Below are 23971 nucleotides of genomic sequence, written 5' to 3'. Positions count from 1 at the left end.
TGAACATCTGGCGTCCCAGCTCCAGGACGCTGAGCCAGGGCACTGTGTGCGCGTGGATGACGTCAACACTGATCTCGCACCCGACCTCGCATCCACTCTGGCCGCGGAACTTCCTGGCGCTGCAGTCCACATCTTGCGAGCCGTCCCTGAAGGTGAGCAGGACATCGCTGCAGAGCGGGCCATCGAGATCCGGAACCGCAAACAGCAGGCCTGCGTGCTCGTGGTTCCTGCCGGTGAAGGACATGCCGCCAGCTCGCTGGACAACTCCTTTCAACGGATCCCAGTCCTCGACACCTTCACACAGGTCGAGCGTCTGCTGATGAACCGCATTGAGGACGAAGGTGTCCGTGATCTCGTCTCACGGAATAGGCGGTGGCTGCGGACTCAAGGCAGGGAAGCGTGGAGCCTCTTCTTGGCGCAGCTGTGCCTTGACTCGACGGTCAGGTCATTTGGGGAGAACCTCTGGATGGTCGGACTGGTGCCGGACCACGGGCCTGACCCGGGCTCGAGGGTGGAGCGGAACCGCCTGGCCGTGAATGCGATCAGCCGGCCTGCACGACCGGCGGCAGCCATGGACGAGAGGTTCACTGTCGCCGGCCTGCAGGAGGGGCCATGGCGAGCGCCGCTCCGTCAGTTCTGTGAGCAGCGGGGTGCTCAGTTGGCGAACCCACGGCTGTGGACGCGGACGATCGCTGAGAGCCTGCCGGGCCTCGCCTTCGACCGGTGGGCGCTGGCGGAGGATGTGGCTGACGACCTCGTGGAGCTGGAAGTCGTCTCCTTTACCCGCACGGGTGGCGCCCTGGAGAAGTGGAGCAAGCTCAAGCAGGGAGCCGATGGACAACTCGTCCTGGAGGTCCCAGAGGACCGTCCTGGACTGGTCACAGTCAAGTGGAAGACGGGCCCCCCGAAGGTTGCGGGGGTCGCGAGGTGGGAACTGTTGGTTGTGCCGCCGGACGACCTGCGGACCGAGGACACGATTCCGCTCGCCTCGACGGTTCTCCCGGGAAGTCGGAGGCAAGGGACCATCAAGGTCGAGCTGGAAGAGGACTCCCTAACCGAGGGCACACGCTTCGTGGTGAGTGTCAAGGCGTTGGGGGAGCACGGTGAGTCGATCAATCTAACCGCCGGAGAGCCTGCTGAAGCGGATAGTCAGGAGTTTCAAGTCGTTGGCGGGCCGGAATCGGAATCCAAGCCGAGACGAACGGCGGCTGCGAGCATTCCCGAGGCTGTCCTCAGGGCGGCCCACGATGGGCTCGATGACTTGTCCGAGGATCTTCCGTCATGGGACCTGGAGGGGCAGGTCTTCTCCCTAAGGCTGGGGAACAGACGAGCCGTCCAGGTGCGCATCTGTGCCCCTTTGATTAGCTGCCAACGAGTTGCGACCGCTCACCCAGAGCGCGCCCTGCACTTCTGGGCGCGGACGTCGCACGGGACTCCCTTGGACCCGTTGAGTATTCAGGAGGTCGAGTTGACCCTCCCCCCTGCTCTCGGCAAAGCTCGCTCAGAATTCCTCGCGGCACTCGCAGCGACGACGCATCGCGACACGATGGAGGCGACGGCCTGGGACGGCGATCTGCAAGATCTGGCCGCGGTGTACGCAGCGTCATACAAGCGTGCGCTAGAGCAGCAGTCAGGCCAGCATCTGGAGAGCTTGCTGCAGATGGACACCCTCCAACTGGACGTGTTGCGCAGTAACACCGTGGTGAGTGCAGTGATTGTGCTGCCCACGCATCCGCTGCGGGCCGCTTGGGCAGCGAACCACGACCGTGTCCTGCGGGACTGGGCCCGACAGCTGACGGACATCGCCCCCCGGGGAGCGCGGGCACGGATGGCCGATCCAGTGCTGATCAGCCAGGTTGTGCCGGCTAATCTGCCGTTCACCGTCCCTTGTGAGGGGCAGGTAGCTGTCTACGCCGAAGAGCTGACGTTCGGTGCTGGACTCTATCTCGTTCCTGGGAACGTCGAGAGTGAGGCGGCGGCCGAGTCGGTGGCCTCGGTCCTCGGCCTCCAACGGGCAGGATCGACGATGCGAGCGTCCTCGCAGATGGTCGCCGAACGGATCCGGGCGTACGAGGGCGCACACAACCCGGGCGGGACACTGCGGATTCTCGCAGTCAATCCGGGCTCCGGGGAGCTCCTCGCCGGAGCGCTTCGCCAGCCCGTCCGGGCCGACCTGGAGGACGAGGATGATCCTCGTAGGCTTGAGCTGTTGGCCTACTCGGACAATCCGTCTTTCACGAGACCGGTGTCGGCGTTGGCCGACCTGCAACGTGCACTCCGCCGCAAGGATCTGGCTCGCAGGACGACCCACCTGGTTCCCCCCGTGTCGCTAGCCCTCCGCTCTGTGAACGAGCTGAAGTCGGACCCTCAGGATGCTCACCTAGCCCTGATGCAGGACATTGGGACTCCGACCGTCGGCTTTGCCTCGGCCCCTGAACGCCAGCCTGCATTCGAGGACCTGTTGGTTCCTCTCGTGACGCGCTCCTTCAACGACGCCGGCGATCTCGTCTGGGAGAGTGCGGCGGCTGTGGGAGGTGGGGATGGCGGGCTTCCTGCTGTGCACCGGGCACATCAGCGCGCTGTGGCACGGTACTATTCAGGGCCAGACGGGGCCGTCCCCTCGGTTCGCGTGATCCTGGATGGCGAGGGGCAGGCCCGCATCTCTGCTGCTCACTCTCGAGCTGACTGGGTGATCGGCGTCGACCGTTTCGTCGGCGTCGACCTCTTCGAGTCCGGGGGAGAGGGCTCCTTCGGCGAGGCCTACATCCTCGACTATGCCCCGGACTTTGTGGAGGGAATCGGGGAGCGGCTGACCGTCACGACGGGAAACCGGCGCGAGGTAGAAGTTCTCCTAGAAGGTGCCATGCGCGAGCTTGGTCTGGCGACCGTTCAACACAGCGTGGGTGCCGTCTTGTCCACCTTGGCTGTCGTCTCCGGAAGACTTGCGTTGCGCTTGCTCGAGAGCAACAACAGGGCGAGAGAGGCAGTCTCCCTGGCAGCAGTCGTGACCCATCTGCGAGCGCGTGGTGAGCTAGATGGGCTGATCGTCGTTCCCGTGGACGCGCACCCAGAGATTTTCGGTGCTGCAGCACGAGATGCGGGTCCCGCGCGACGCTGTGACCTGCTCCTCGTGCGGGTCAACCAGCGTTCGTTCAAGATCGAGTGTGTTGAGGTCAAGTCGCGAAAGGAGGCCCGACTCCCGCAGATGCTGGCTGACCACATCGTGAACCAGGTCCAGGACACCAAGCGGGCGTTGGAGGCACGGTTCTTCGCTAACGACCCGCCTCGCATCGATACCAAGCTGCAGCTTGCCCGCTTGGCGAGCGTGCTTCACTACTACGCAGATCGCTCCGTTAGAAACGGTCTGATCCCCGAGGAGAAGGCGGCTGACATTCACCGCCACATCGACCGAGTGACAGAGGGCCAGATCTCACCGGAGATCTCGTTGCGGGGGTATGTCATCAGTCTGGATGGCGACGAGGGCTTCAAGAAGAAGTACGGCGAGGTCCCGCTCACCGTACTGACTGCGGCGGATTTAGGCCAGCTTGGTTTCACCACCGTGCTGCCCCAATCGGCAGGTGGCGAACTGAGGGCTTCCACGACCACCCAGCAGCCTCAACAACCTCCCCGCCCCGCGTCAGGGCCTGCTCAGCCCGAGCGCCAAGACGAGGGGAGATCTAGCCAGAAACTGGGTGATGAGTCTGGCCCCGCCGCGGAGAAGAACGCCGAGGTTACCGAGGATGCGGTGGTACCCGTGTCGGCGGGCGGCCCTGGGACGAAGAGTCAGATCTTGGAGGCTGCCAGCAAAAGCGAGACGTCACCGGATAGCACCAACAATGGAGATGGTGAGGCGAACGAGTCGGAGTCGGACTATCCCCTTGAGGTAGAGACGGTGTTGGGCGTTGATGCGCACTCCTCAGACGTCCTGTGGCGAGTCAGCACTCAGGGAAGCCCGCACGCCTTCATCCTCGGTATACCGGGGCAGGGGAAGTCGGTCACCACGCGTCACATCATCCGGAGGTTTGCTGCACAGGGACTGCCATCACTCGTCTTCGACTTCCATGGCGACATGGCTGAGGACCCTCCGGCGGGCGCGACAGTCCTCAATGCTGCGGAAGGGCTTCCCTTCAGTCCGTTCGAGGCAGAGGTGAGGATGGGGCGGCCAATCAACACGACCGCATGGGAAGTCTCAGAGATCGTTGCTTACGTCACCAACCTGGGGGAGATCCAACGGAATCACGTGTACGACGCGCTCCAATCCATGTACGCCTCTCACGGCTGGGACGGAACCACACTGGGAGGCAGTCTTCCGGTGATCAGCGAGTTTGGGCCTGCGGTCGAGGCGGCCGAGGCGGACGCTCGGGGAAAGAACGCTCGCCAGAGGTTGCGACCTATGACGGACTTCGGTCTCTTCCGGGATGACGCAGACGAGGCTTTCGACCTCCTCAAGACCTATCGCAGCGGTGTGGTCGTCGACCTCAGCCATCTTGGCCTCGAGGAGGTTCAGCTATTCGCGGCCTCCTTCATACTTCGCAAGATCTACCGGGAGATGTTTAAGTGGCCGCAGGACCGGACGATGAAACTGGCCGTAGTCCTGGATGAGGCACACCGCATGGCGCGGGACGTGACCCTGCCCAAGCTCATGAAGGAAGGGCGAAAGTACGGGATGAGCGTCGTCGTGGCGAGCCAGAACGCCGACGACTTCCACAAGGATGTCCTAGCGAACGCTGGCACCAAAATAGTCTTCCGCACGAACTACCCCGCCTCTCGGGGCGTGGCCGGGTATTTGCGCGGGAGAAGTGGTGCCGACCTCAGCGTGGAGATCGAGAAGCTCGGCGTAGGCGTCGCATACGTGGCGACACCCGACCACCCACAAGCTCGCAGGACCTACATGTCGGAGGGTTGAAGCATTGAGGTTGACCCGGTAAGTGGCGTCCTGAACGTCAGGATTCGGCCCGGCAGGAGAGTATGCCCTCATGGGCGGGCATCTAGATACGCCGTCGGCACGGCTGAATGCCTGGCCTTCACAGATGTCGAGGCATCTTGTCTCGTTAGATGGGGAGCATTCGCGCGGTCTACTGAGTGGGTGCGTGGCCTTAACGCATTGCTGGCGAACCCTGATCGCCACCCACGCCGTGCCGGTGGTCAGGGCCCAACGGCTGAGCAAGGGCGCCGTGGGTTCTCCGTGGGGGGCTGCCCCGGCTGGTCGCCGACGCACTGAAGGGGCTCTTCTAACTTGGCCGGGCACGCCGGGGGCTTCGCTTGACGTGAAGTGCCCGTGACCTCGGCGATGGTGGCTGTGTCGAGCAGTCCATGGTCAGGAAGGTGAGGTCACGGGCATGTCCCAGGGTGCACCTACAGGTTGAGGTCCAGCACGTCGATGTCGGAGCGATTCGGTTGCAGGGGGTGGTCGATGTCGCGGTCGCGCACGTTGCGCTCGAGGAGGACGGCGCGGATGCTGCACGTGGCCTCAGCCGGGGAGGTCGCGGCAGATCCAGGTGGTGGAGCCAAAGCAGGACACATCCGGTGCGGAAGAAGTCCGGTGCTAGTTCTGACCCAAAGGCCTGAAGTTCCAGCGTCCTGAGCAGGACAGAGTTGTGAACTGCGTTCCTGCCGGAATGAGTACAGTGCCCGTATACGGTCCGACCGCGTTCACGAGGAGACTTGGGTTGGATCCATAGGCCCAGAACGCGACCACGTCGGAGCCGTCCACGGTGAGTTGCGCGGGGCACCCGATAGTGCTTGGAGTCAAGTCATTGTCTGTTCGCCAGACTGCTGGCCCCACGCCGCTCAGGGGGCCTCTCCAATCGGGGATATCGTCCCAGTCAGTCGGCGTCACTCGCCAGGGTCCCGAAGCTGTGATCTGTAACCCAGCAACTGGGCCATTAGCGCCGAGGACGTGATATCCGGAATGTGGCTCACTCGTGTTCGTGAGTAGGTCAACGTGCTCGTACTGCGGCGACAGTGTCCAGACGGCGAAGTGTTCGCGGCTGGTGTTGCCCTCGATGCGGATGACTGAAACGCCATCGATCGGCTTCTGAAACGAAACTACCTCGTCGCCGACTCCGCCGATCCCATTGTCTTCCGGCGGGGCGACTTCGGTAGTTGTCGAATTGTTGTTGGGGAAAGGGGAGGTCATCACTGCAGTATCCGCCGATCCCCCCTTTGTCGCCATCGCAAACTCGAGTGAAGTGCTGACTTCTTGTATCGCGAGAGACATCCCTCGTCGAAATATCAGTTCTTCGCCAGAAGTGGTAGCTAACACCAACTCACCATTCACGACTCCAGTTTTTAGTCCGAGTCGGTTCGGGTCAAGGTCTGACAGCGGCAGCGCTCGGAGGCCGCCATCGTGCGTATAGGCGATGCGAGCACTCGTGACGAGCAGCACGTGGCTTGGCATGCGACCAAACCTGCCTTGCTGATAGTTGGTTACTGCAAGGACCCGCTCCGTGGCTGGGAGAGCCAGTTCATTTACCAGCCAGTCGTGCAACTGTCGATAGTTCTCACGTTGCCGAGGCATGTTTAGCGTCGACCCAGCCTTGGTGAAGTCTGATCGCATAGTCTTCATTTTTCTATTCCTTCGGTCGTTAAACGTAGCTCATTGAAATATGTCTGACTGATGTCTCAGGGAGTGCCCACCCTCTTTAAGGCTGAGCATAGGTGACCCATGTGAGCTAAGGGCTCAGGCAGCATCCGTCGATAGGCGTTCAGGGTTCGCCAGGTGACGATGCATCGCTGCCGCCGCCGAGCCTTACAGACTGTGACGACAGAGCTGTAGTCCTGCCTGCTTATCAAGGGCCGGAACGCTAGTGTGGCAGGGCGTAATCGAACTCAGTCCGACGTCGCGGCGGCAAAGGCAGTCACTGCCCCCCGGACGCAGCTTTCGGCGACTTCGGGATGCCATGACTTCAGTCGATCACCTTCGGTGACGATGCTGGCTAGAAAGTTTGCGCAACATGCCTCCAGAAGTTCGGCAGCTTGTCGCGTGTTTTCGTGAGCTTGCTGATAAACAGAACTCAGTGACTGCTTTCCTTCGAGTTCGGCAAGGATCTCTCTGGCGATTGGAAGGGCGGTCCGAAAGGCTGTGACCAAGTGGCCAATTTCTTGCATTTCCCAAGCTGTAGCTATTGGCTGCACCGCCCTCGCGAACTTGGTCTTGGTGCGTGTGTCGGCGAAGAGGCCCATGGTTCTCCTGCAAATGAAGGGCGTCGTAGTGCCCAAGTTAATGGCTATGAACTCTAGAGTATCCTAGCCTAGCTTGGTGATGGAACTTCCGGTTGGTCGCTGCCTGTAAGTCGAGGGGCCTTCGGGGGAGTGGTTAACTGCGACCATTGACCGACGTGAGGGTGGTACTCCACCGTCAGTGACACCCACGGGTTCGACAGAAGCGGTGCCTCGCGCTCAGAGCCGGTATGGAAGGCAGGCTTGCTGCTTGCGAGGTGCCAACAGTGGCGCTGCAAAACCAGAACGTTGTTCCACGGGACTGGCTGACCAACTGATACGTGGTCCCTAGGCGGCTAAGGGCCGGTATCTGCAAGCAGTTTGACTCTTCTGGTGCGCATCGCAATGGGGACGTCTGGCTGTCCGGTGACGCTCGCGTCTGTAGGAACCAGAAGGTTGAGCGAACCCTAAACCCGTCATAACGGTCGCTCTGGCAGGTCAAGGGAGCGATGTGCCCGTGGCCAGCCAACTGAGGCGGCGCCTGCTTCTGTAGGGTTTCGCTAAGCAGTCCAATCTGAGGAGGGTGAGTTGGCTAGCACCGGCTCCGTCCTGGCAGTGGCGCCAGGGTCCGTCGTGGTCGTCCGCGACGCAGAGTGGCTCGTCACGGGGGTCGAGCAGACCACGGACGGTCTCCTTCTGTCAGTCCGCGGCCTCACAGAGCTGGTCCGCGACACGAACGCCATGTTCTATCAGGGCCTCGACAAGATCGAGGTCCTCGACCCAGCAGAGGCAACGGTCGTCGGGGATGCCTCGCCGGGCAACCGCAAGGCCCGCCTCTGGCTTGAGGCGACGCTGCGCAAGAGCCCGCTGCCGGTCAACGACACCTCTATCACGGTCTCGGCGCAGTCGCTGGCAGATCCGCTCGACTATCAGCGCGAAGCCGTCCGACGCGCACTCGACCCGGCCAACCTGCGACCGCGCATCCTGCTCGCCGACGCCGTGGGCCTGGGCAAGACTCTCGAGATGGGCATGATCCTCTCCGAACTTGCCCGCAGGGGCCGCGGTGAGCGGATCCTCATCGTCACACCCCGCCACGTCCTTGAGCAGATGCAGCACGAGATGTGGACCCGCTTCGCTCTGCCGTTCGTCCGCCTCGACTCGGTGGGCATCCAGCGGGTCCGCCAGCAGCTCCCCGCGACGCGCAACCCGTTCTCCCTCTACAAGCGCGTCATCATCTCGATCGACACGCTCAAGAGCGACCGCTACCTTGCGCACCTGCGCAACCACCGCTGGGACGCCGTGGTCATCGACGAGTCGCACAACATCACCAACTCGGCGACCCAGAACAACCGGCTCGCCTCCGTCCTGGCGCCGCAGACGGACGCCCTCATCCTGGCCTCGGCGACGCCGCACAACGGCAAGGCCGAGTCCTTCGCCGAGCTCATCCGACTGCTCGAGCCCACGGCAGTCCGCCCAGACGGTTCCCTCGACGAGGACGAGGTCGAACGACTGGTGCTGCGCCGCCACCGCAACAGCCCCGAGGTCGCCCGCGTCGTCGGTGCCGCGTGGGCCGAGCGCAAGGAACCGGTCAACAATCTGGTCCCCGCCTCGCCCGCCGAGGACGACGTCGCCCACGAACTCGCCGACACCTGGCTGCACCCGCAGAGCGGCAGCACCCCACACTCCAAGGGGAGCCGACTCTTCTCCTGGACCCTCGCCAAGGCATTCCTGTCCTCCCCGGCAGCACTGGAGGAGACCATCAAGGAGCGGATCAAGCGCCTCAACGACAAGCTCCCCGCCGAGGCCACCGAGACCGAGGCCCTCCAACGCCTCCGCCAACTCAACCAGTCAGCCCGCCAGGAAACCGGCGGCAAGTATGCCGCGCTCCTGGACCTCCTCGGCACGATCGGCATCGCCAAGAACAGCCCTGAACGCATCGTCATCTTCGCCGAGCGCATCGCCACCCTGCACTGGCTCGCCGACAAGATCCGCAAGGACCGCGAGCTCCCGCACGACGCCGTGGAGATCCTGCACGGTGGCCTCTCCGACCAGGACCAGCAGGCCATCGTCGAGAGCTTCAAGCAGGAGAACTCGCCCATTCGAGTGCTCGTCACCGGCGACGTCGCCTCCGAGGGCGTCAACCTCCACCTGCAGTGCCACCAGCTGGTCCACTACGACATCCCCTGGTCCCTCATCCGGCTCGAGCAGCGCAACGGCCGCATCGACCGCTACGGCCAGCGCAAGAGCCCGCAGATCACCGCACTGCTCCTGGAACCGACCCACCCGAAGTTCTCCGGTGACCTGCGCGTCCTCACTCGCCTGGTCGAGAAGGAGCACGAGGCGCACACCACGCTCGGCGACGCGGCCAGCCTGATGGGCGACTACACGGTCGAGGCCGAGGAGAGCCGCATCCGTGAGGTCCTGGCCGGGAACCAGAGCTTCGAGGACGTCGTCGACGACGCGGGTGACGTCGCCCAGCGCGACGACTTCAGCGGGCTGTGGGCCCGGCTGCTGGGCAGCGGCACGACCCCGACCGCCGAGACGACCGTCACCACAGAGAACCACGGGGGCCTGTATGCCGAGGCGTCAGATTTCCTGAAGCAGGCACTCGTGCAGGTCTACAGCCAGCCAGAGGAGCCCCTGGCGGCCCAGGGTGGCGGGGTGGGTTGGCGGGAGCATGCCCACGAGCGGATCGTCGAGCTCAGCCCGCCCACGGACCTGAAGAAGCGGCTTGAGGTGCTCCCCCAGTCCTACCTCGCCGACCGCAAGGTCACCGACCGGTTCAAGCTCGTCACGACCAAGACCCGTGGCAAGGAGCTGCTGGCCAACGCCCTCAGCGATGAGTCCGACTCCACCTGGCCGGAGGCGCACTTCCTCGGCCCGCTCCACCCGGTGCTCGACTGGATCAGCGACCGTGCCCTGGCCAGCCTGGGCCGCAACGAGGTCTTCGCCGTGCGTGGCGAGGTCGACACCCCATCGGTCCTCCTCCTCGGCTCGCTCACCAACCGCGCCGGCCACACCGTGACCTCGGCCTGGCTGCAGGTGGAGTTCCCCAGCGGCCAGCCGGGCTTCGCAGTGGTCCAGCCCCATGCCTCGCCAGAGTCCATGCTCGCCTCGCTCGGGATCACCGGGGCGATGAGCAACCCCGGCGCGGTGGCCGACGCGAGCGCCCTCAACCGCTTCATCCCGGTGGCCGTGCGCGAGGCAGAGCAGCACCTCCGCAACGCCTTCACCGAGGCGGAGTCCGACGCTCTGGCGCGCGTCGACGCGTGGGTCAACCGTGCCCAGCACTGGACCGAGGAGGCCGACGCCCTCATCCAGCGATCCCAGATCAAGTCCCGCCGGATGAGCGTCGCCGAGGAGCAACGCCTCGCCCGCGAGCAGAAGCCCGACCGACAACTGGTGCGACCTCTGCTGCTGGTCGTCCCCGCCGACCACCCCGTGCAGGAGGGCTGACATGGCCACCAGTGACGCCTTCGTCATCGGTGAGGAGTGGATCAGCGAGCACTACTTCACCTCCGATGCGCGCAACGAGTCGTTCCACTCCCAGGTGGTCGCCCGGCGCAAGGAGTGGGACGCCGAGGAGGCCGAGACCGCGCGGTCCCGGTTCACCGAACAGCGTGGCGACCTCGAGCGTCGGTTCGGTGCCCTCGTCGAGGGGCCGGGGGAGACCGAGATCCGGGAGCTGTATGCCGATCTGCTGGGTGTGCTGGGATACCGCGCCGGGGAGTTCGAGCTGGCCACCGAGGGTTCCGTCACCTGGGTGTCCTCACCGGGTCTGACCGGGCCCGCGCCCCTGGCGATCCTCACCGGGCGTCCCGCCGACGCGGTCGAGGACGTGGTCGCCAAGGACGGCGACACGCTGCTGGAGCCGACCGAGCTGGAGGACGGCACCCGGATCACCTCGATCGCGCGCCAGTTGTCGGCACTCTTCGTGGCGGAGGACGGCCCGGACTTCGCCCTCGCGCTGGCCGGCCGCTGGTGTCTGGTCGCCGAGCGAGAGCGGTGGCCTGAGGGGCGTTATCTCGCCATCGACCTGCAACTCGTTGCTGAGCGCAACGACACCAAGCGCGGCGGTGAGATCGACCGTGCCCTGACCTGTATCGCGGCTCGCTCGCTCGGCCCCGACGCGGACGGGTCGATCTGGTGGAGCGAGGTGCTGAGCGAGTCCGTCAAGCACACCGTCGGGGTCTCCGAGGACTTGCGCGAGGGTGTCCGCAAATCCATCGAGATCATCGCCAACGAGGTCGTCGACCGTCGCCGTGCCAAGGGGCTCGACCCGCTCCCTGCTGACCAGGCGCAGCCGCTGGCGGTGCAGTCGTTGCGCTTCCTCTATCGGATCCTCTTCCTGCTGTATGCCGAGGCCTCACCCGAGCTGGGCGTCCTCCCGACCGGTGCCTCGGAGTATGACGCGGGCTATGGCATCGACCGGCTGCGTGAGCTCACCCTGGTCGACCTGCACACCCAGCAGGGCCGCGACGGCACCCACCTGTATGAGTCGGTCCACCTGCTGACCGGACTCGTTGACCGGGGGCACACACCGAGTCTCGACCCGGACAGCAACGGGCCGGATGGTCTGCATTTCAACCCCTTGCGGGCCGACCTGTTCCGCCCCGAGGCGACAACCCACATCGACGCCGTCGGACTCGGCAACGAGGCGGTCCAGCGGGTGCTGCGCCACCTGCTCCTCAGCCAGGAGAAGAAGGGCCGCCAGCGTGGGTTCATCTCCTACGTCGAGCTCGGCATCAACCAGTTGGGCGCCGTTTATGAGGGCCTGATGTCCTACACCGGCTTCTTTGCCGAGGACGACCTGTTCGAGGTCGCCAAGAACGGCGACCCATCCAAGGGCTCCTGGGTTGTCCCGGTCGATCGAGCAGACCACCTCGATGAGAACGACTTCGTCCGCGAGGAGGACCCAGTCACTGGTGAGGACCGCGCGGTCCGTCACGCCAGGGGCTCGTTTGTCTTCCGTCTGGCCGGGCGGGAGCGGCAGCAGTCCGCGTCCTACTACACGCCCGAGGTGCTCACCCGATTCACCGTGCAGCAGGCGCTCGAGGAACTGCTCGACCAGGACGATCAGCGCACCAGCGCTGCGGAGATCCTCGACCTCACGGTGTGCGAGCCGGCGTTGGGCTCCGGTGCATTCGCCCTCGAGGCCGTCGACCAGTTGGCCCGGGAGTATCTCGCTCGCCGGCAGGACGAACTCGGCACCCGAATCGACCCTGATGAGTTCCCCAAGGAGCTGCAGAAGGTCAAGGCCCACATCGCGCTGCACCAGGTCTATGGCGTGGACCTCAACGCCACCGCCGTTGAACTGGCGGAGGTGTCGCTCTGGCTGTCGACCATGGTGGAGGGGCTGCAGGCACCGTGGTTCGGTCTGCGCCTGCGCCGGGGCAACTCCCTCGTCGGCGCTCGCCGCGCAGCGTATCCCGCTGCCGACGTACGCAACAAGGCATGGCTGAAATCCACTCCCGACGACCTGCCCCTGGCCGAGCTTGCGACGGAGATGGAAGACGGTGGTATCGGCAATTCGGTGACCGCCAAGGTCTTCCACTTCCTTCTCCCCGCAGAGGGGTGGGGGAGCGCGGTCGAAGTGCCCAAGTCGGTGCGCGACCTTGCCACGGACGAGGTGAAGGCACTCAAGACGTGGCGTTCGTCGGTGCGTCGCAAGCCCACCAAGCAGCAGGTCGACCGCCTCCTGAGCCTGACCCAGCGCGTCGAGCAGCTGTGGAACATCAGCCTGCGCCGTCTGCGGATCGCAGAGCAGGAGTCGAGTCGCCGCCTCGACCTGTGGGGCCGGGAAGAGTCCGAGCACGCACAAGCGGTCACGCGCGAGCAGATCGAGGAGTCACTGGCCGACGAAGATGGTGCTTATCGCCGTCTTCGCCGAGTGATGGATGCCTGGTGCGCGCTGTGGTTCTGGCCGCTCACCGAGACCGAGGTCGACCCGCCCACCATCGAGGAATGGCTTGACGCCTTAACGATGCTGCTGGGCACCGACACCCGCGACAAGAAGCGCGCCTGGATGAGCACCTTTCAGGACCTCACCGACTGGGACCAACTGGGCGAGGCCGAGGAGCAGGACCGCATTTACAGCGGTTCGGTTCGTGTCGAGGAGGTGCTGGAAAGTCACCCGTGGCTCGCGGTCTGTGAGGACGTCGCGCAGCAACAGGGGTTCTTCCACTGGGAGCTCGACTTCGCGACCGTGTTCGCCGGGGTTGGGTTTGACCTGCAGGTGGGGAACCCACCGTGGGTCCGTCCCGCTGCGGATGTGGATGCGTTGCTGGCCGAGGGGGACCCCTGGTGGCAACTTGCACAAAGACCCAGCGAGACCGAGCGTGAAGTGATGATGGAGGTGACGCTCGCCCGGCCGGGCGTCCAAGATGTTGTCTTAGAGGCGACCGCGGATGTAATTGCGACGCGCGAATTTGTTGGCGACAGTGTGAACTACCCCTACCTCGCGGGTTTGCAGCCTGATCTGTACCGGTGCTTTATGTCACACGTTTGGAGTCATGCATCGCGTCGCGGCGTCAGCGCACTGATCCACTTGGAGTCGCATTTCACGGATAACCGAGCTGGCCAGTTGCGCGCTTCCACGTATGCGCGCTTGCGCAGACACTGGCAGTTCATCAATGAATTATTGCTATTCGATGATATCGAACATCACAAGACTTTTGGTGTGAACGTGTACGGGTGCGTCCGTCCAATTCGTTTCTTGCATGCCGCCCACCTTTATCACCCCGACACCGTGACTCGATCGTTGGGCCATGACGGGTCTGGTCTGGAGCCTGGCTTCAAGCACGATGGATTCTGGGACTTGCGACCTCATCGTGGTCGGATCCAGCACGTGGATGAAGCAGAGCTTTCGGTGTGGGCGGACATCGTGGAGGTTGAAGGGACGCCGCATAGCCAGACCCGGATGGTTTATACCGTTAACTCCGTCGCCAACTCGGTTCTGGAGCGGCTGGCAAAGGCGCCGCGAATCGGCCGTTTGGGCCTGTCGTATTCGCCAGGGTGGCACGAACGCAGCGACCGGCGCGCCGGCCGATTCGTCAGTCGGTGGGGAGAAGCGGAGTGGCGCGACGTCATTCTGCAGGGACCCAACCTGCATGTCGCCGCTCCCTTCTTCAAGACGCCGAACCCTACGATGAAGAATAACCAGGACTGGTCGGCGGTTGACTTGGAGGACCTCGCACCCGATGCGTTGCCAGTGACGTCGTACAAGCCGGCCGGGTCCCGGGCGGAGTACGATGCGCGGTACACACACTGGGGCGATGAGGGCGATATCTCGGCGCGTGACCACTACCGCGTCGCCTGGCGCGCGATGGCGGCCAACACGGGGGAGCGCACCCTCATCTCGGCGATCATTCCGCCCGGTGCCGCACACGTGCATGGAGTGATGGCTGCTGGCGATCTGGAGCCCGAGGGACGAAGATTGCTCATCGTGGCGGGGATTTTGAGTTCCCTCTTGGCTGATTTCTCAGTCCGGTCTGCGCCGAAGTCTGGCATCAGTGCGAGCACCGTCAACCGTCTTGCCATGGTGGACTTAAACCATCGGTTGGTGCCCTCATTGGCGCTGCGATCACTGCGCCTCAACTGCCTCACCGACGTCTACGCCGACTTGTGGGCTGAAGGCTGGGAGGACTCCTTCGCCGACGACAAACCAGTCCTGCAGCGACACAAGTCCGGGGATCTGACACGGAATTGGACGCCGAATGTACCACTGCGACGAGCAGCTGACCGGCGCAATGCGCAGGTGGAGATCGACGCCCTTGTCGCCTTGATGTTGGACGTGCCAGTCGACGATCTCTGCACGATCTACCGCACCCAGTTCGCCGTGCTGCACGGGTACGACCAGCGGGACTACACCTACGACGCCAACGGTCGACTTGTGCCGAACAGTGTGCTCTCCGTCTGGCGCAAGAAGGGCGACGCGATCAGTGAGGAGGAGCGGACGGAAGAGCATCCGGAGAGCGGCATCGCGTACACCTATGAGCTCCCCTTCGGCACGCTCGATCGTGAGGCGGACATGCGGACGGCTTACGCGGAGTTTGAGCGTCGCCTTGCCGAGCGGAGCACGTGATGGCGGAGCTCCTCCCGACCCTGCAGGCACGTGAACTCGCGAACGGGCTCGTCGACTACTTGACGACGACCTTTGCTCTCGCGGACGCGGAGCCGCGCCGGGCGCTGCAGGAGTTCCTCGAGGACCCGGATGATGGCATCTTCAAGGGGCCGTACCTGCGGTTGCGGCTGCCGTTCCGGCCCGCCGATGAGGGATGGGAACGCAGCCTGGAGTGGCGGCCGACGTGGACGCCCTACCGGCACCAAGCGCAGGCCTACGAACGGCTGACGACGTTGGGCCTGAATGGCCCAGGGACGCGGCCGAAGCCGACGTTGATCACCACCGGCACCGGTTCGGGCAAGACCGAGGCATTCCTGCACCCGATCATCGACCACGTCCTGCGGGCCAAGCGCGAGGGTGTGACCGGCACCAAGGCGATCATCCTCTATCCGATGAACGCCCTCGCTGACGACCAGGCACGGCGGCTCACCACCACTCTCACGGAGAACCCGGCGCTCTCGTCGGTGACCGCTGCGGTCTACACCGGCAACCAGGCCGGCACCCGCACCACCGTGTCTGAGGCCGGTCTCATCACCGACCGGGCGGTCATCCGAGACAGCGCACCCGACATCCTGCTGACGAACTACAAGATGCTCGACCAGCTCCTGTTGCGCGAGGCCGACCAGCCGCTGTGGCAGCAGAGCGCGCTGTCGTTGCAATACCTGGTGCTGGATGAGTTCCACACCTACGACGGGGCCCAGGGCACGGATGTGGCGATGCTGCTGCGACGCCTCGGTCTCGCACTCAAGCACCACTGGCCCGACGATCACCCCGAGATCACAGATGCGGATCGGAAGCGGCCGCTCGGACGGATCACCCCGGTGGCGACCTCGGCGACTTTGGGTGATGAGGGCGATCCGAGCGTGATGCTGTCCTTTGCAAGGACCGTCTTCGGTGAGGACTTCGAGTCGGACGCTGTCGTCACCGAGAGCCTGCTGTCATGGGAGGAGTGGAGCGGGGATGCGGCCCGTCCTGTCGGGGTCGAGGCCCGGCGGCTGGATGACTTGACGCAGCCCGAGCTCGAGGAGTTCGTCGCGCAGGTCGAGGCCCTGGTCGACGACCCGGAGGCGTTGACTGCGGAACTGCTGGGATGCCTCCACGGCGGTGATGTCCGAGATGTCCCTGCACTCACACTGATCGCAGCCCATCCCGACGTCCGGGCCCTCGTGGACGAGGCCGGGCGAGCCACGGCATACCCAGACCTGGTGGATGCCCTCTTCCCCCGCGGAACGGCCGACGAGACCGTGCAAAGCCTGCGGCTGCATGCCCTAGAGGGTCTGGTGGCGGCACTCAGCCACGTCCGTGCCGACGAGGGGCGGCGGGCCCTCGGTGTAGAGCTCAACTTCTGGGTGCGCGAGCTGACGCGGATCGACCGGGTCGCCTCGGCCGTGCCTGCCTATCACTGGAGCGACGACGGCTCATGGGCAGGCAGCGAGGACGCGGACACGGTTGGCGCGACGTTCCCGGCGATCTATTGCCGTCACTGTGGCCGGTCAGGGTGGGGCGTTGGCCTGGCTGCCGTGGGCCAGGACCTGGCCGCGGAGGACCACGACATCCGGCGCAACCACCTGATCCACGAAGGGCGCTTCCGGGCCCTGCTGCACGCACCGATCGAGGACGAGAAAGCACTCGCGGCGGAGGGACCGGAGGACCACATCGAGGGGCTGCGCTGGCTCTCGGTCGGGGGGCGCACGCTGCTCGACCGACGACCGGATGAGGACGACGAGGAGCTCAAGGCCGGGCGAATTCTGCCGGTGCTCACCCGCACCGGGCAGGACGTCGATGAGCGGGCGCGCAAGGACGACTGCCCCTCGTGCCAGCAGGCGGACGGCATCCGTTTCCTGGGCACGGCGATCGCCACCAAGCTGTCCGTCTCGCTGTCGATCCTGTTTGGCAACGCCGCGCTGGACAGCGCGGAGAAGAAGTCCCTGGTCTTCACCGACTCGGTGCAGGACGCGGCGCACCGGGCCGGGTTCGTCCAGTCGCGATCCCACGTGATGACGCTGCGCGCCACGCTGAAGGACGCGATCGGCACGGTGCCGACGACCCTGGACACTCTGGTCGAGGACGTGATGTCTCAGGCCGGTGACGATCAGTTCCACCGCTATCGCCTGGTGCCGCCGGACTGTCTGCTGTTGGAACCGTTCGACCGCTTCTGGAAGGCGGACCGGCTCCGGGACGTGTCCGGGAGGGACCGCTCCTGGGTCAAGCGCCGGCTGCTGTTCGACGCCGCGCTGGAGGTCGGGTTGCAGTCCGGCTTCGGGCGGACTCTGGAGTCGACCGGGTCGATCGTTGCTTCCGTTGACGCCGGTCCGGGCAGCACCCTGCTGGGCATCGCCCGCAGGGTGCTCACCTCGGACGAGGTCGAGCTGCTCGACATCGCCCGGGTCGACGACCGGTTGCTTGTGGCCTGGGTGCGCGGGCTGCTCGAGCGGATGCGCCGCAATGGCGGCATTGAGCACGAGTGGCTGCGGACCTATCTGCACGAGGACGGACGGCGTTATCGGATCTGGGGTGGCCGCCCCAAGACCGGCATGCCCGCCTTCCCTGCCGGTCGGGCCGCGCCGGCCTTTCCCCGGGTCGGGGCACCGCTGGCTCGGCAGTCGGAGAGCGGGCTGGACACGGTGCGCTCTCCGCAGAGTTGGTATGCCCGCTGGGCCGTCAAGTGCCTGGGCGTCAACGCCCAGCACGGTGCCAAGCTTGCCGAGCGGCTGCTCGCCGCGCTGGCTGCCGCTGACCTGCTGGCCGTGACCGAGACACAGAGCCAGGGGAAGGCCTACGGCATACCGTCTGGGTCAGTGCGGCTCCAGGCGACCGAGGCGAGCGACCTGGAGGAAGGGCGCACCCTGCTGGTCTGTGACACCTGCCAGGACCAGCAGCCTGCCGCCCCGGAGGTCGTGGGGCAGCTGGCTGGCGCCCCCTGCCTGGTGGTGCGGTGCCGGGGCACGCTGGAGCGCGCCAGCCGGAGCGACAACTTCTATCGGCGGTTATATGACTCGGCCGACATGCGTCGGGTGATCGCCCACGAGCACACGAGCCTGCTGCACGACACGGTCCGGCGTGAGGTCGAGGAGGGCTTCAAGGCCTCCAACCCCTCGCCGGATGCGCCGAACGTGCTCGTCGCGACTCCCACCCTGGAGATGGGCATCGACATCGGTGACCTGTCCACGGTCATGCTGTCCTCGCTGCCCGACTCGGTCGCGAAGTATGTCCAGCGGGTCGGCCGCGCCGGACGGCTCACCGGCAACGCCCTCAACCTGGCGTTCGTGACCGGTCGCGGTGACCAGCTGCCGAAGCTCGGGAACCCGCTGTCCGTCATCAACGGGGAGGTGCGCCCGCCCGCGACCTACCTCGATGCCGAGGAGATCCTGCGCCGGCAATACCTTGCGTCGATCATCGACTCCCTGGCCCGCAGCGGCGAGATGACCCTGCCGACGAAGGCCGGTGACGCGCTGCGGAGCTCGGCACCCGAGTCCTTCCTGGGCAGGGTCCTTGAGGTTGCAGCGGCTCACGCGGAGGACTATCTCGGCAAATTCCTGGGCGCTTTCGACGGCCTCGACCCTGCGGTCGTCGACGGGCTGAAGCGATGGGCTGTGCCCGATCCTGACTGGGATGTGGAGGAATCGCTCGGTGCGCTGGTGCACCGAGCCAGCACGGAGTGGCAGCGCGGCGAGGAGTCACTGGAGCGTCGTCGGCAAGAGATCGAGGACGCCCTGCCGTCGCTGCAGGCCGCGGCGGAGAGCCCGGCCGCATCAGACGACGACAAGAGGGCCTGGCGGTCGGCCGAGGCGGCATACAAACTGACCAAGCGGGAGCTGGCTGAGCTGCGGACCCAGCACTGGGTGTCGGCGCTGGAGGAGCGGGGCATCCTGCCGAACTACACACTGCTCGACGACATGGTGACGCTCGAAGCGCGGGTCACCTGGGTCGACCCCGAGACCGGCACCTATGAGTCCGAGGCAGAGACCGTGCAGCGGGCCTCGTCGCAGGCTCTGCGGGAGCTGGCTCCCGGCGCGACCTTCTATGCCAGGGGCCTGGCGATGCGCATCGACGGCCTGGACATGGGCCAGGACGCCAGCAACGTCCGGAGCTGGGTGTGGTGCGCCGAGTGTGGCTATGCCCTGGACGTCCAACAGAGTGCTGGTCCGGCCTTCTGCCCGCGGTGCGAGAGCAGCCAGCTCAAGGACACGGGCCAGAGGTTCGATGTCGTGCGGCTGGAGCACGTCTATTCCGAGGTGCGGCGCGACCGCGACCTGATCGATGACCGGGATGAGCAGCGCAAGCGGACCGGCTTCTCGATCGCCACGGCAGCAGACCTGGACCCGGCGCAGGTGGCCGACCAGTGGCATGTCACCGATGGTGACTTCGGCGTCAGCCACTATCGCAAGGTCAACATCCGCTGGCTGAACCTCGGGCCGCGTTCGCGATCGGGCGTGACGAATGTGGAGATCGCCGGGCAGTCGGTGGCCGCCGCGCTCTTTCGGGTGTGCGCCGGCTGCGGCAAGCTCGACAGCACCGCAAACCTCAACCAGCGAGACGAGCACCGGCCGTGGTGCCGCTATCGCGACAGCAAGGACGAGGACACCCGCTCGGTGGCGTTGAGCCGGGAGCTGCGCACCCAGGGAGTGGTCATCACCCTGCCGATCAGCGTGACGCTGGGGGACCGGTATGCCGTGCCGAGCGTGGCCGCGTCCCTCCTGCTGGGTCTGCGTCAGGAGATCGGTGGGGCACCGGACCACCTGCAGGTCGAGACGGTGCCGGTGCCGGTCGTCGGTGGTGAGGGCGAACGGGTGCGGGAGGCCCTGCTGCTGCACGACCTGGTGCCCGGTGGGACCGGCTATCTCGCCGACCTGGCGTCCGCGGAGAGGGTGTGGCGCCTGCTCGTCAAGGCCTATGACGTCATCGCGCAGTGCGAGTGCCGGGACGAGGGACGCCAGGCCTGCCACCGGTGCATCCTGCCGTTCTCCCGCGGTGGGAGCGTTGAGCTGCTCTCGAACGTCTCGGCCGAGCGACACCTGCGGTCCCTGCTCCGCCTGGGTGAGGATGAGACCTGGGACGACCTCGACGCCGAGCAGATGCGCTGGACCATCGAGCAGGGGCAGGCCGCTTCGGCGTCCGGCGAGTCCGCTCTCGAGTTGCGCTTCCGCGCTGTCTTCACCGAGCGACTGGCCGCTGGCGGAGCGACGGTCCACGAGATCCCCGGTCCCAACGGCAACCAGTTGCAGATCACCGGGCTGGGCAAGGGCCGGGTCTGGCGACTGGTGCCGCAAGAAAACATGCATGGGGCCAAGCCAGACTTTGTGCTGCGCACCGATGACCCGAATGTGCCCGAGGTGGCCATCTTCACCGACGGGTGGCAGTTCCATGCGCACTGGAAAACCAACCGGATTGCTGATGACGCCCAGAAGCGGGCCAACCTGCGCGACGCCGGCAAGGCCGTGCTGTCCGTCACCTATGACGACCTGGTGCAGGAGCCGGGCGAGGCTGGTCCCCAGTGGTTGAACCCGGCGGCGGTTGAGCAGCTCTTCGCGTCAATGGGCGACAGCGCCGGAGGCATCACTCAGGGTGTGGTCGACGACCTGCGGGACGGGCCATTGTCGGTGCTGCTCGGCAGGATGCAACGCGTGGTCGACAAGGAGCCCCGGCGTGCACTGAGCCGCAACCTGGGCTGGCTGTTCCTGGTCAACTCGACCTCCCTCGGCGTCCCCGCCGACCGTCCGCTGACCGAGGTCGCTGCCGCGGTGCTCGACGGGGAGCCGCTGGCCGGGAGTTCCCTTGGAGCCCTGTGGCAACGGGACCACCTGGTGGTGGTCAGCCGGCTGACCGGGCCACAGAACATTGAGACCGTCGTCATGCTGGATGACCGGCGCGAGGCGTTGGAGCAGCCCACGCACAAGGCGGCTTGGCAGGAGTGGCTGCGCATCAGCAACGCTGTGACTCCCGCGGGCTTCGTGCACGTCACCGCGCGATCGCTTGGCCTGAGGGCTGATGCGGTCGTGACCCCATCGCCGCTCGAGGAACAGCTGGAATCGTTGACAGGAGCCTGGATCGCGCTCGGCGAGATGGAGCTCACCGAGGCAGAGAAGGCCCTATTGGCACAGCTCGCGTCACAGGGTGTGCCCGTCCCCGAGGTTGGTGTGGAGGTCGACGGCCTGCCGATCGACATCGCCTGGCCCGAGCACAAGGTGGCCGTGTTGCTCGAAGCGGACGAGGACTTCGCCGACGAGCTCCGCGACGGTGGATGGATGGTCGTCGACCCCGACGCGGACCTCATTGCCGCTGCCCTCAGGACGGAAGGACGCTGATGCCGACCATCGTCATGGCCAAGCAGGAACGGACTGTTGAGCCGGTCCTGAAGAAGAAGGCCTTCGCGTTCCTGGAGAAGCTCTCCAGCGATGACTCGCTCCCGGGTCTGCACATCGAGCCGATCGTCAACTCCGCCGACCCTCGGGTGCGGACCGGACGGGTCGATGACGGATATCGCGCCGTGCTGTTCAAGATCGTCAACAAGGACGCGGTCACCTATGTGTTCCACGGGATCTGGGCGCACGACGACGCCATCCGGGAGGCAGAGCGCACTACGCTGCGGGTCAACCCCGTCTCGGGCATCGCCGAGATCCGACGCGTCGAGGTGCCCGCCGCTGCCGAGGCTGTTGAGGCCACCGGTGGGTTCTCCGCGCCTGCTGAGACGTCATCCACACCCAGCCCTATTGCCAAGGCATCCATGCAGGACTCCCTGCTCACGGCATACGGACTCGGCGTCGCGGACCTGACCGGTCTCGGGCTGGACGAGGACTTCGCCCAGGGGGCGATGGAGGTCGCTGATGAGGAGGCGGTCCTGGCGCTCGCTGGTGATGCCCCGGCGGACTGGCAAGGGCTGGCGCTGATCGACCTCAGCACCGGCATGTCGCTGGAGGAGGTCACCGAGCGACTCAGCCTCGGGCAGGAGGTGGACACCACCGGAAGCGAGGAGGAACAGCTCATCCGGGGGCTGCAGCACCCGGCCGGCCAGCTCTCCTTCGCCTGGATCGAGGACAACGAGGAGCTGCGCCGCGTCATCGAGGACACCGACTTCGCCGCGTGGCGGATCTTCCTGCACCCGCTGCAGAAGAAGTATGTGGACCGCGACTATCGGGGACCTGCCAAGGTGACCGGCGGTGCCGGAACCGGCAAGACCGTCGTGGTCCTGCACCGTGCCCGACGGCTGGCACTGCAGCCCGGCCCGCCTCGGGTGCTGCTGACGACCTTCACCCGCAACCTGGCGGATGCTCTGCGGCGGGACATGCGGGTCCTCGACCCGGACGTGGAGATCACGGGTGGGATGGGGGAGCGGGGACTGCGGATCGCCGGCATCGACCAGGTGGCTCATTCGGTGCTCAAGGATGCCGGGCGGGACATCGCTCCCGCTGCCGAAGCGGTGCTCGGTGTCGCCACTGCCGACGTCACGCGCCGAACGGGACCCGAGGCGTGGAGCGAGGCCATCAGCGCGGCCGGGGCCGACCTGCCCGAGAAGTTGCGGAGTCCTGCATTCTTCGCTGCGGAGTACACGATGATCGTGCTGCCGCGCCGGATCACTTCTGCGGAGAAGTACTTCCGGGTTCCCCGACGTGGAAGGGGCGTTGCACTGAATCGTGGTCAGCGAGCGGCTGTGTGGGCGGTGATCGAGCGCTACCGAGCGTCGGCCCGTGCCCACGGGACGCTCGACTTCGCGGAGGTGGCCACCCTGGCTGCTGCCCACCTGGACCTGCCGAAGCGGCGCCCGTTTGACCACGTGCTGGTCGACGAGGGGCAGGACCTCACCCCCGCCCATTGGCAGTTGCTGCGGGCGCTGGTGTCGCCGGGGCCAAATGACCTGTTCATCGCCGAGGACTCGCACCAGCGGATCTATGGGCAGAAGGTGACGCTGTCGCACTTCGGGATCGAGACGCGGGGGCGCTCACGGCGGCTGACACTGAACTATCGGACCACCCAACAGAACCTGCGGTGGGCGATGGGAATCCTGGATGGTGCGGACTATCGAGATCTCGAGGATGAGGCGGAGCAGCACGACGAGTATCGCTCCGCACGGTCTGGGCCCGTGCCGCGGGTGCTGCCCTGTGACTCGCTGTCCGGTGAGTTGGACCAGGCCGCGGAGTTGGTGCGCTCGTGGTCGTCCGAGGAGGAGCCGCCCGCGCCGGAGACCGTGGCGATCCTCGTGCGGGACCGGTTCCAACGAGACCGGGTGGTTGCCGGATTGGCTGAGCGCGGCGTCGAGGTCCGGGCGGTCGATGCGGAGTCCGTGAAGTCGGGTGCACCGGTCGTTATGACGATGCACCGGGCGAAGGGGACTGAGTTCGCGCGAGTGCTGTTGTTTGGCGTGCGGGAGGGCTCGATCCCCTCGTCGATGAAGGAGTACGACACCAGCGCGGCCGACTGGGACGACGCGATGCTCCGCGAGCGCTCGCTGCTGTATGTGGCCGCGACGCGGGCCAGGGATGTGTTGGCGGTGTCGTGGTCGGGAGAGCGGTCGTCCTTGTTGCAGGATTCGGCGCAGCAATATTCCGATGTTGACCGCTCTGAGCAGAGCCACGGGGTGCTGTGACGGCCACTGTGAGCTATGTGACCTTCCCCAAAAGCCCGGTGCGTGCACGGCCTGCGAGTTGGCAGTACGCGGATGACGAGGCCGAAGAAGACGCCTCGTCGCTCCGT

Annotated in this window: 8 protein-coding genes; 5 read left to right on the top strand and 3 right to left on the bottom strand. The window is 65.7% G+C overall.

Annotated features, from left to right (window positions below; genetic code table 11):
- Positions 1-52 precede the first annotated feature (52 nt).
- The gene (locus NF556_RS16460) at positions 53-4906 is read left to right on the top strand and encodes a helicase HerA domain-containing protein (RefSeq protein ID WP_252592109.1); all 4854 of its coding nucleotides are present in this window, start codon (positions 53-55) and stop codon (positions 4904-4906) included.
- Between the two features lie 449 nt (positions 4907-5355).
- Here the strand turns inward: NF556_RS16460 and NF556_RS16455 are convergent, their stop codons facing one another.
- The 3 genes from NF556_RS16455 to NF556_RS16445 all read right to left on the bottom strand — a co-directional run bounded on the left by NF556_RS16455 (position 5356) and on the right by NF556_RS16445 (position 7185).
- Positions 5356-5511 (bottom strand): hypothetical protein, encoded by a 156-nt coding sequence (locus NF556_RS16455; protein ID WP_252592108.1) that lies wholly within the window; start codon positions 5509-5511, stop codon positions 5356-5358.
- A 34-nt stretch (positions 5512-5545) separates the two neighbouring features.
- Positions 5546-6559 (bottom strand): hypothetical protein, encoded by a 1014-nt coding sequence (locus NF556_RS16450; RefSeq protein ID WP_252592107.1) that lies wholly within the window; start codon positions 6557-6559, stop codon positions 5546-5548.
- A 272-nt stretch (positions 6560-6831) separates the two neighbouring features.
- Entirely contained in the window at positions 6832-7185 is a 354-nt protein-coding gene (locus NF556_RS16445; RefSeq protein WP_252592106.1) for a hypothetical protein, read from the bottom strand.
- A 564-nt stretch (positions 7186-7749) separates the two neighbouring features.
- On the opposite strand from NF556_RS16445, the gene NF556_RS16440 reads away from it, so the two are divergent.
- From NF556_RS16440 to NF556_RS16425, 4 genes are all read left to right on the top strand, one after another.
- Positions 7750-10617, top strand: coding sequence for a helicase-related protein (locus tag NF556_RS16440; RefSeq protein WP_252592105.1), 2868 nt, complete (start codon positions 7750-7752; stop codon positions 10615-10617).
- Between the two features lie 382 nt (positions 10618-10999).
- On the top strand, positions 11000-15244 hold the full coding sequence (locus tag NF556_RS16435; RefSeq protein ID WP_252592104.1) for an Eco57I restriction-modification methylase domain-containing protein: 4245 nt from the start codon (positions 11000-11002) through the stop codon (positions 15242-15244).
- Positions 15244-21588 (top strand): DEAD/DEAH box helicase, encoded by a 6345-nt coding sequence (locus NF556_RS16430; RefSeq protein ID WP_252592103.1) that lies wholly within the window; start codon positions 15244-15246, stop codon positions 21586-21588. The genes NF556_RS16435 and NF556_RS16430 overlap by 1 nt, the downstream gene beginning before the upstream one ends.
- On the top strand, positions 21588-23864 hold the full coding sequence (locus NF556_RS16425) for a UvrD-helicase domain-containing protein (RefSeq protein WP_252592102.1): 2277 nt from the start codon (positions 21588-21590) through the stop codon (positions 23862-23864). Before NF556_RS16430 ends, NF556_RS16425 begins: the two co-directional genes overlap by 1 nt.
- Positions 23865-23971 lie beyond the last annotated feature (107 nt).

Source organism: Ornithinimicrobium faecis, from assembly GCF_023923225.1.
GTDB lineage: Bacteria > Actinomycetota > Actinomycetes > Actinomycetales > Dermatophilaceae > Ornithinicoccus > Ornithinicoccus faecis.
Note: the sequence above shows the minus strand (reverse complement) of the source record. Positions and strands in the feature narration are given on the sequence as shown.

Bases quoted from the DNA above. Each gene is read 5' to 3' on its own strand.
- NF556_RS16450 (WP_252592107.1), bottom strand. From the start codon at position 6,559: ATGCGATCAGACTTCACCAAGGCTGGGTCGACGCTAAACATGCCTCGG.
- NF556_RS16445 (WP_252592106.1), bottom strand. From the start codon at position 7,185: ATGGGCCTCTTCGCCGACACACGCACCAAGACCAAGTTCGCGAGGGCG.
- NF556_RS16430 (WP_252592103.1), top strand. From the start codon at position 15,244: ATGGCGGAGCTCCTCCCGACCCTGCAGGCACGTGAACTCGCGAACGGG.
- NF556_RS16425 (WP_252592102.1), top strand. From the start codon at position 21,588: ATGCCGACCATCGTCATGGCCAAGCAGGAACGGACTGTTGAGCCGGTC.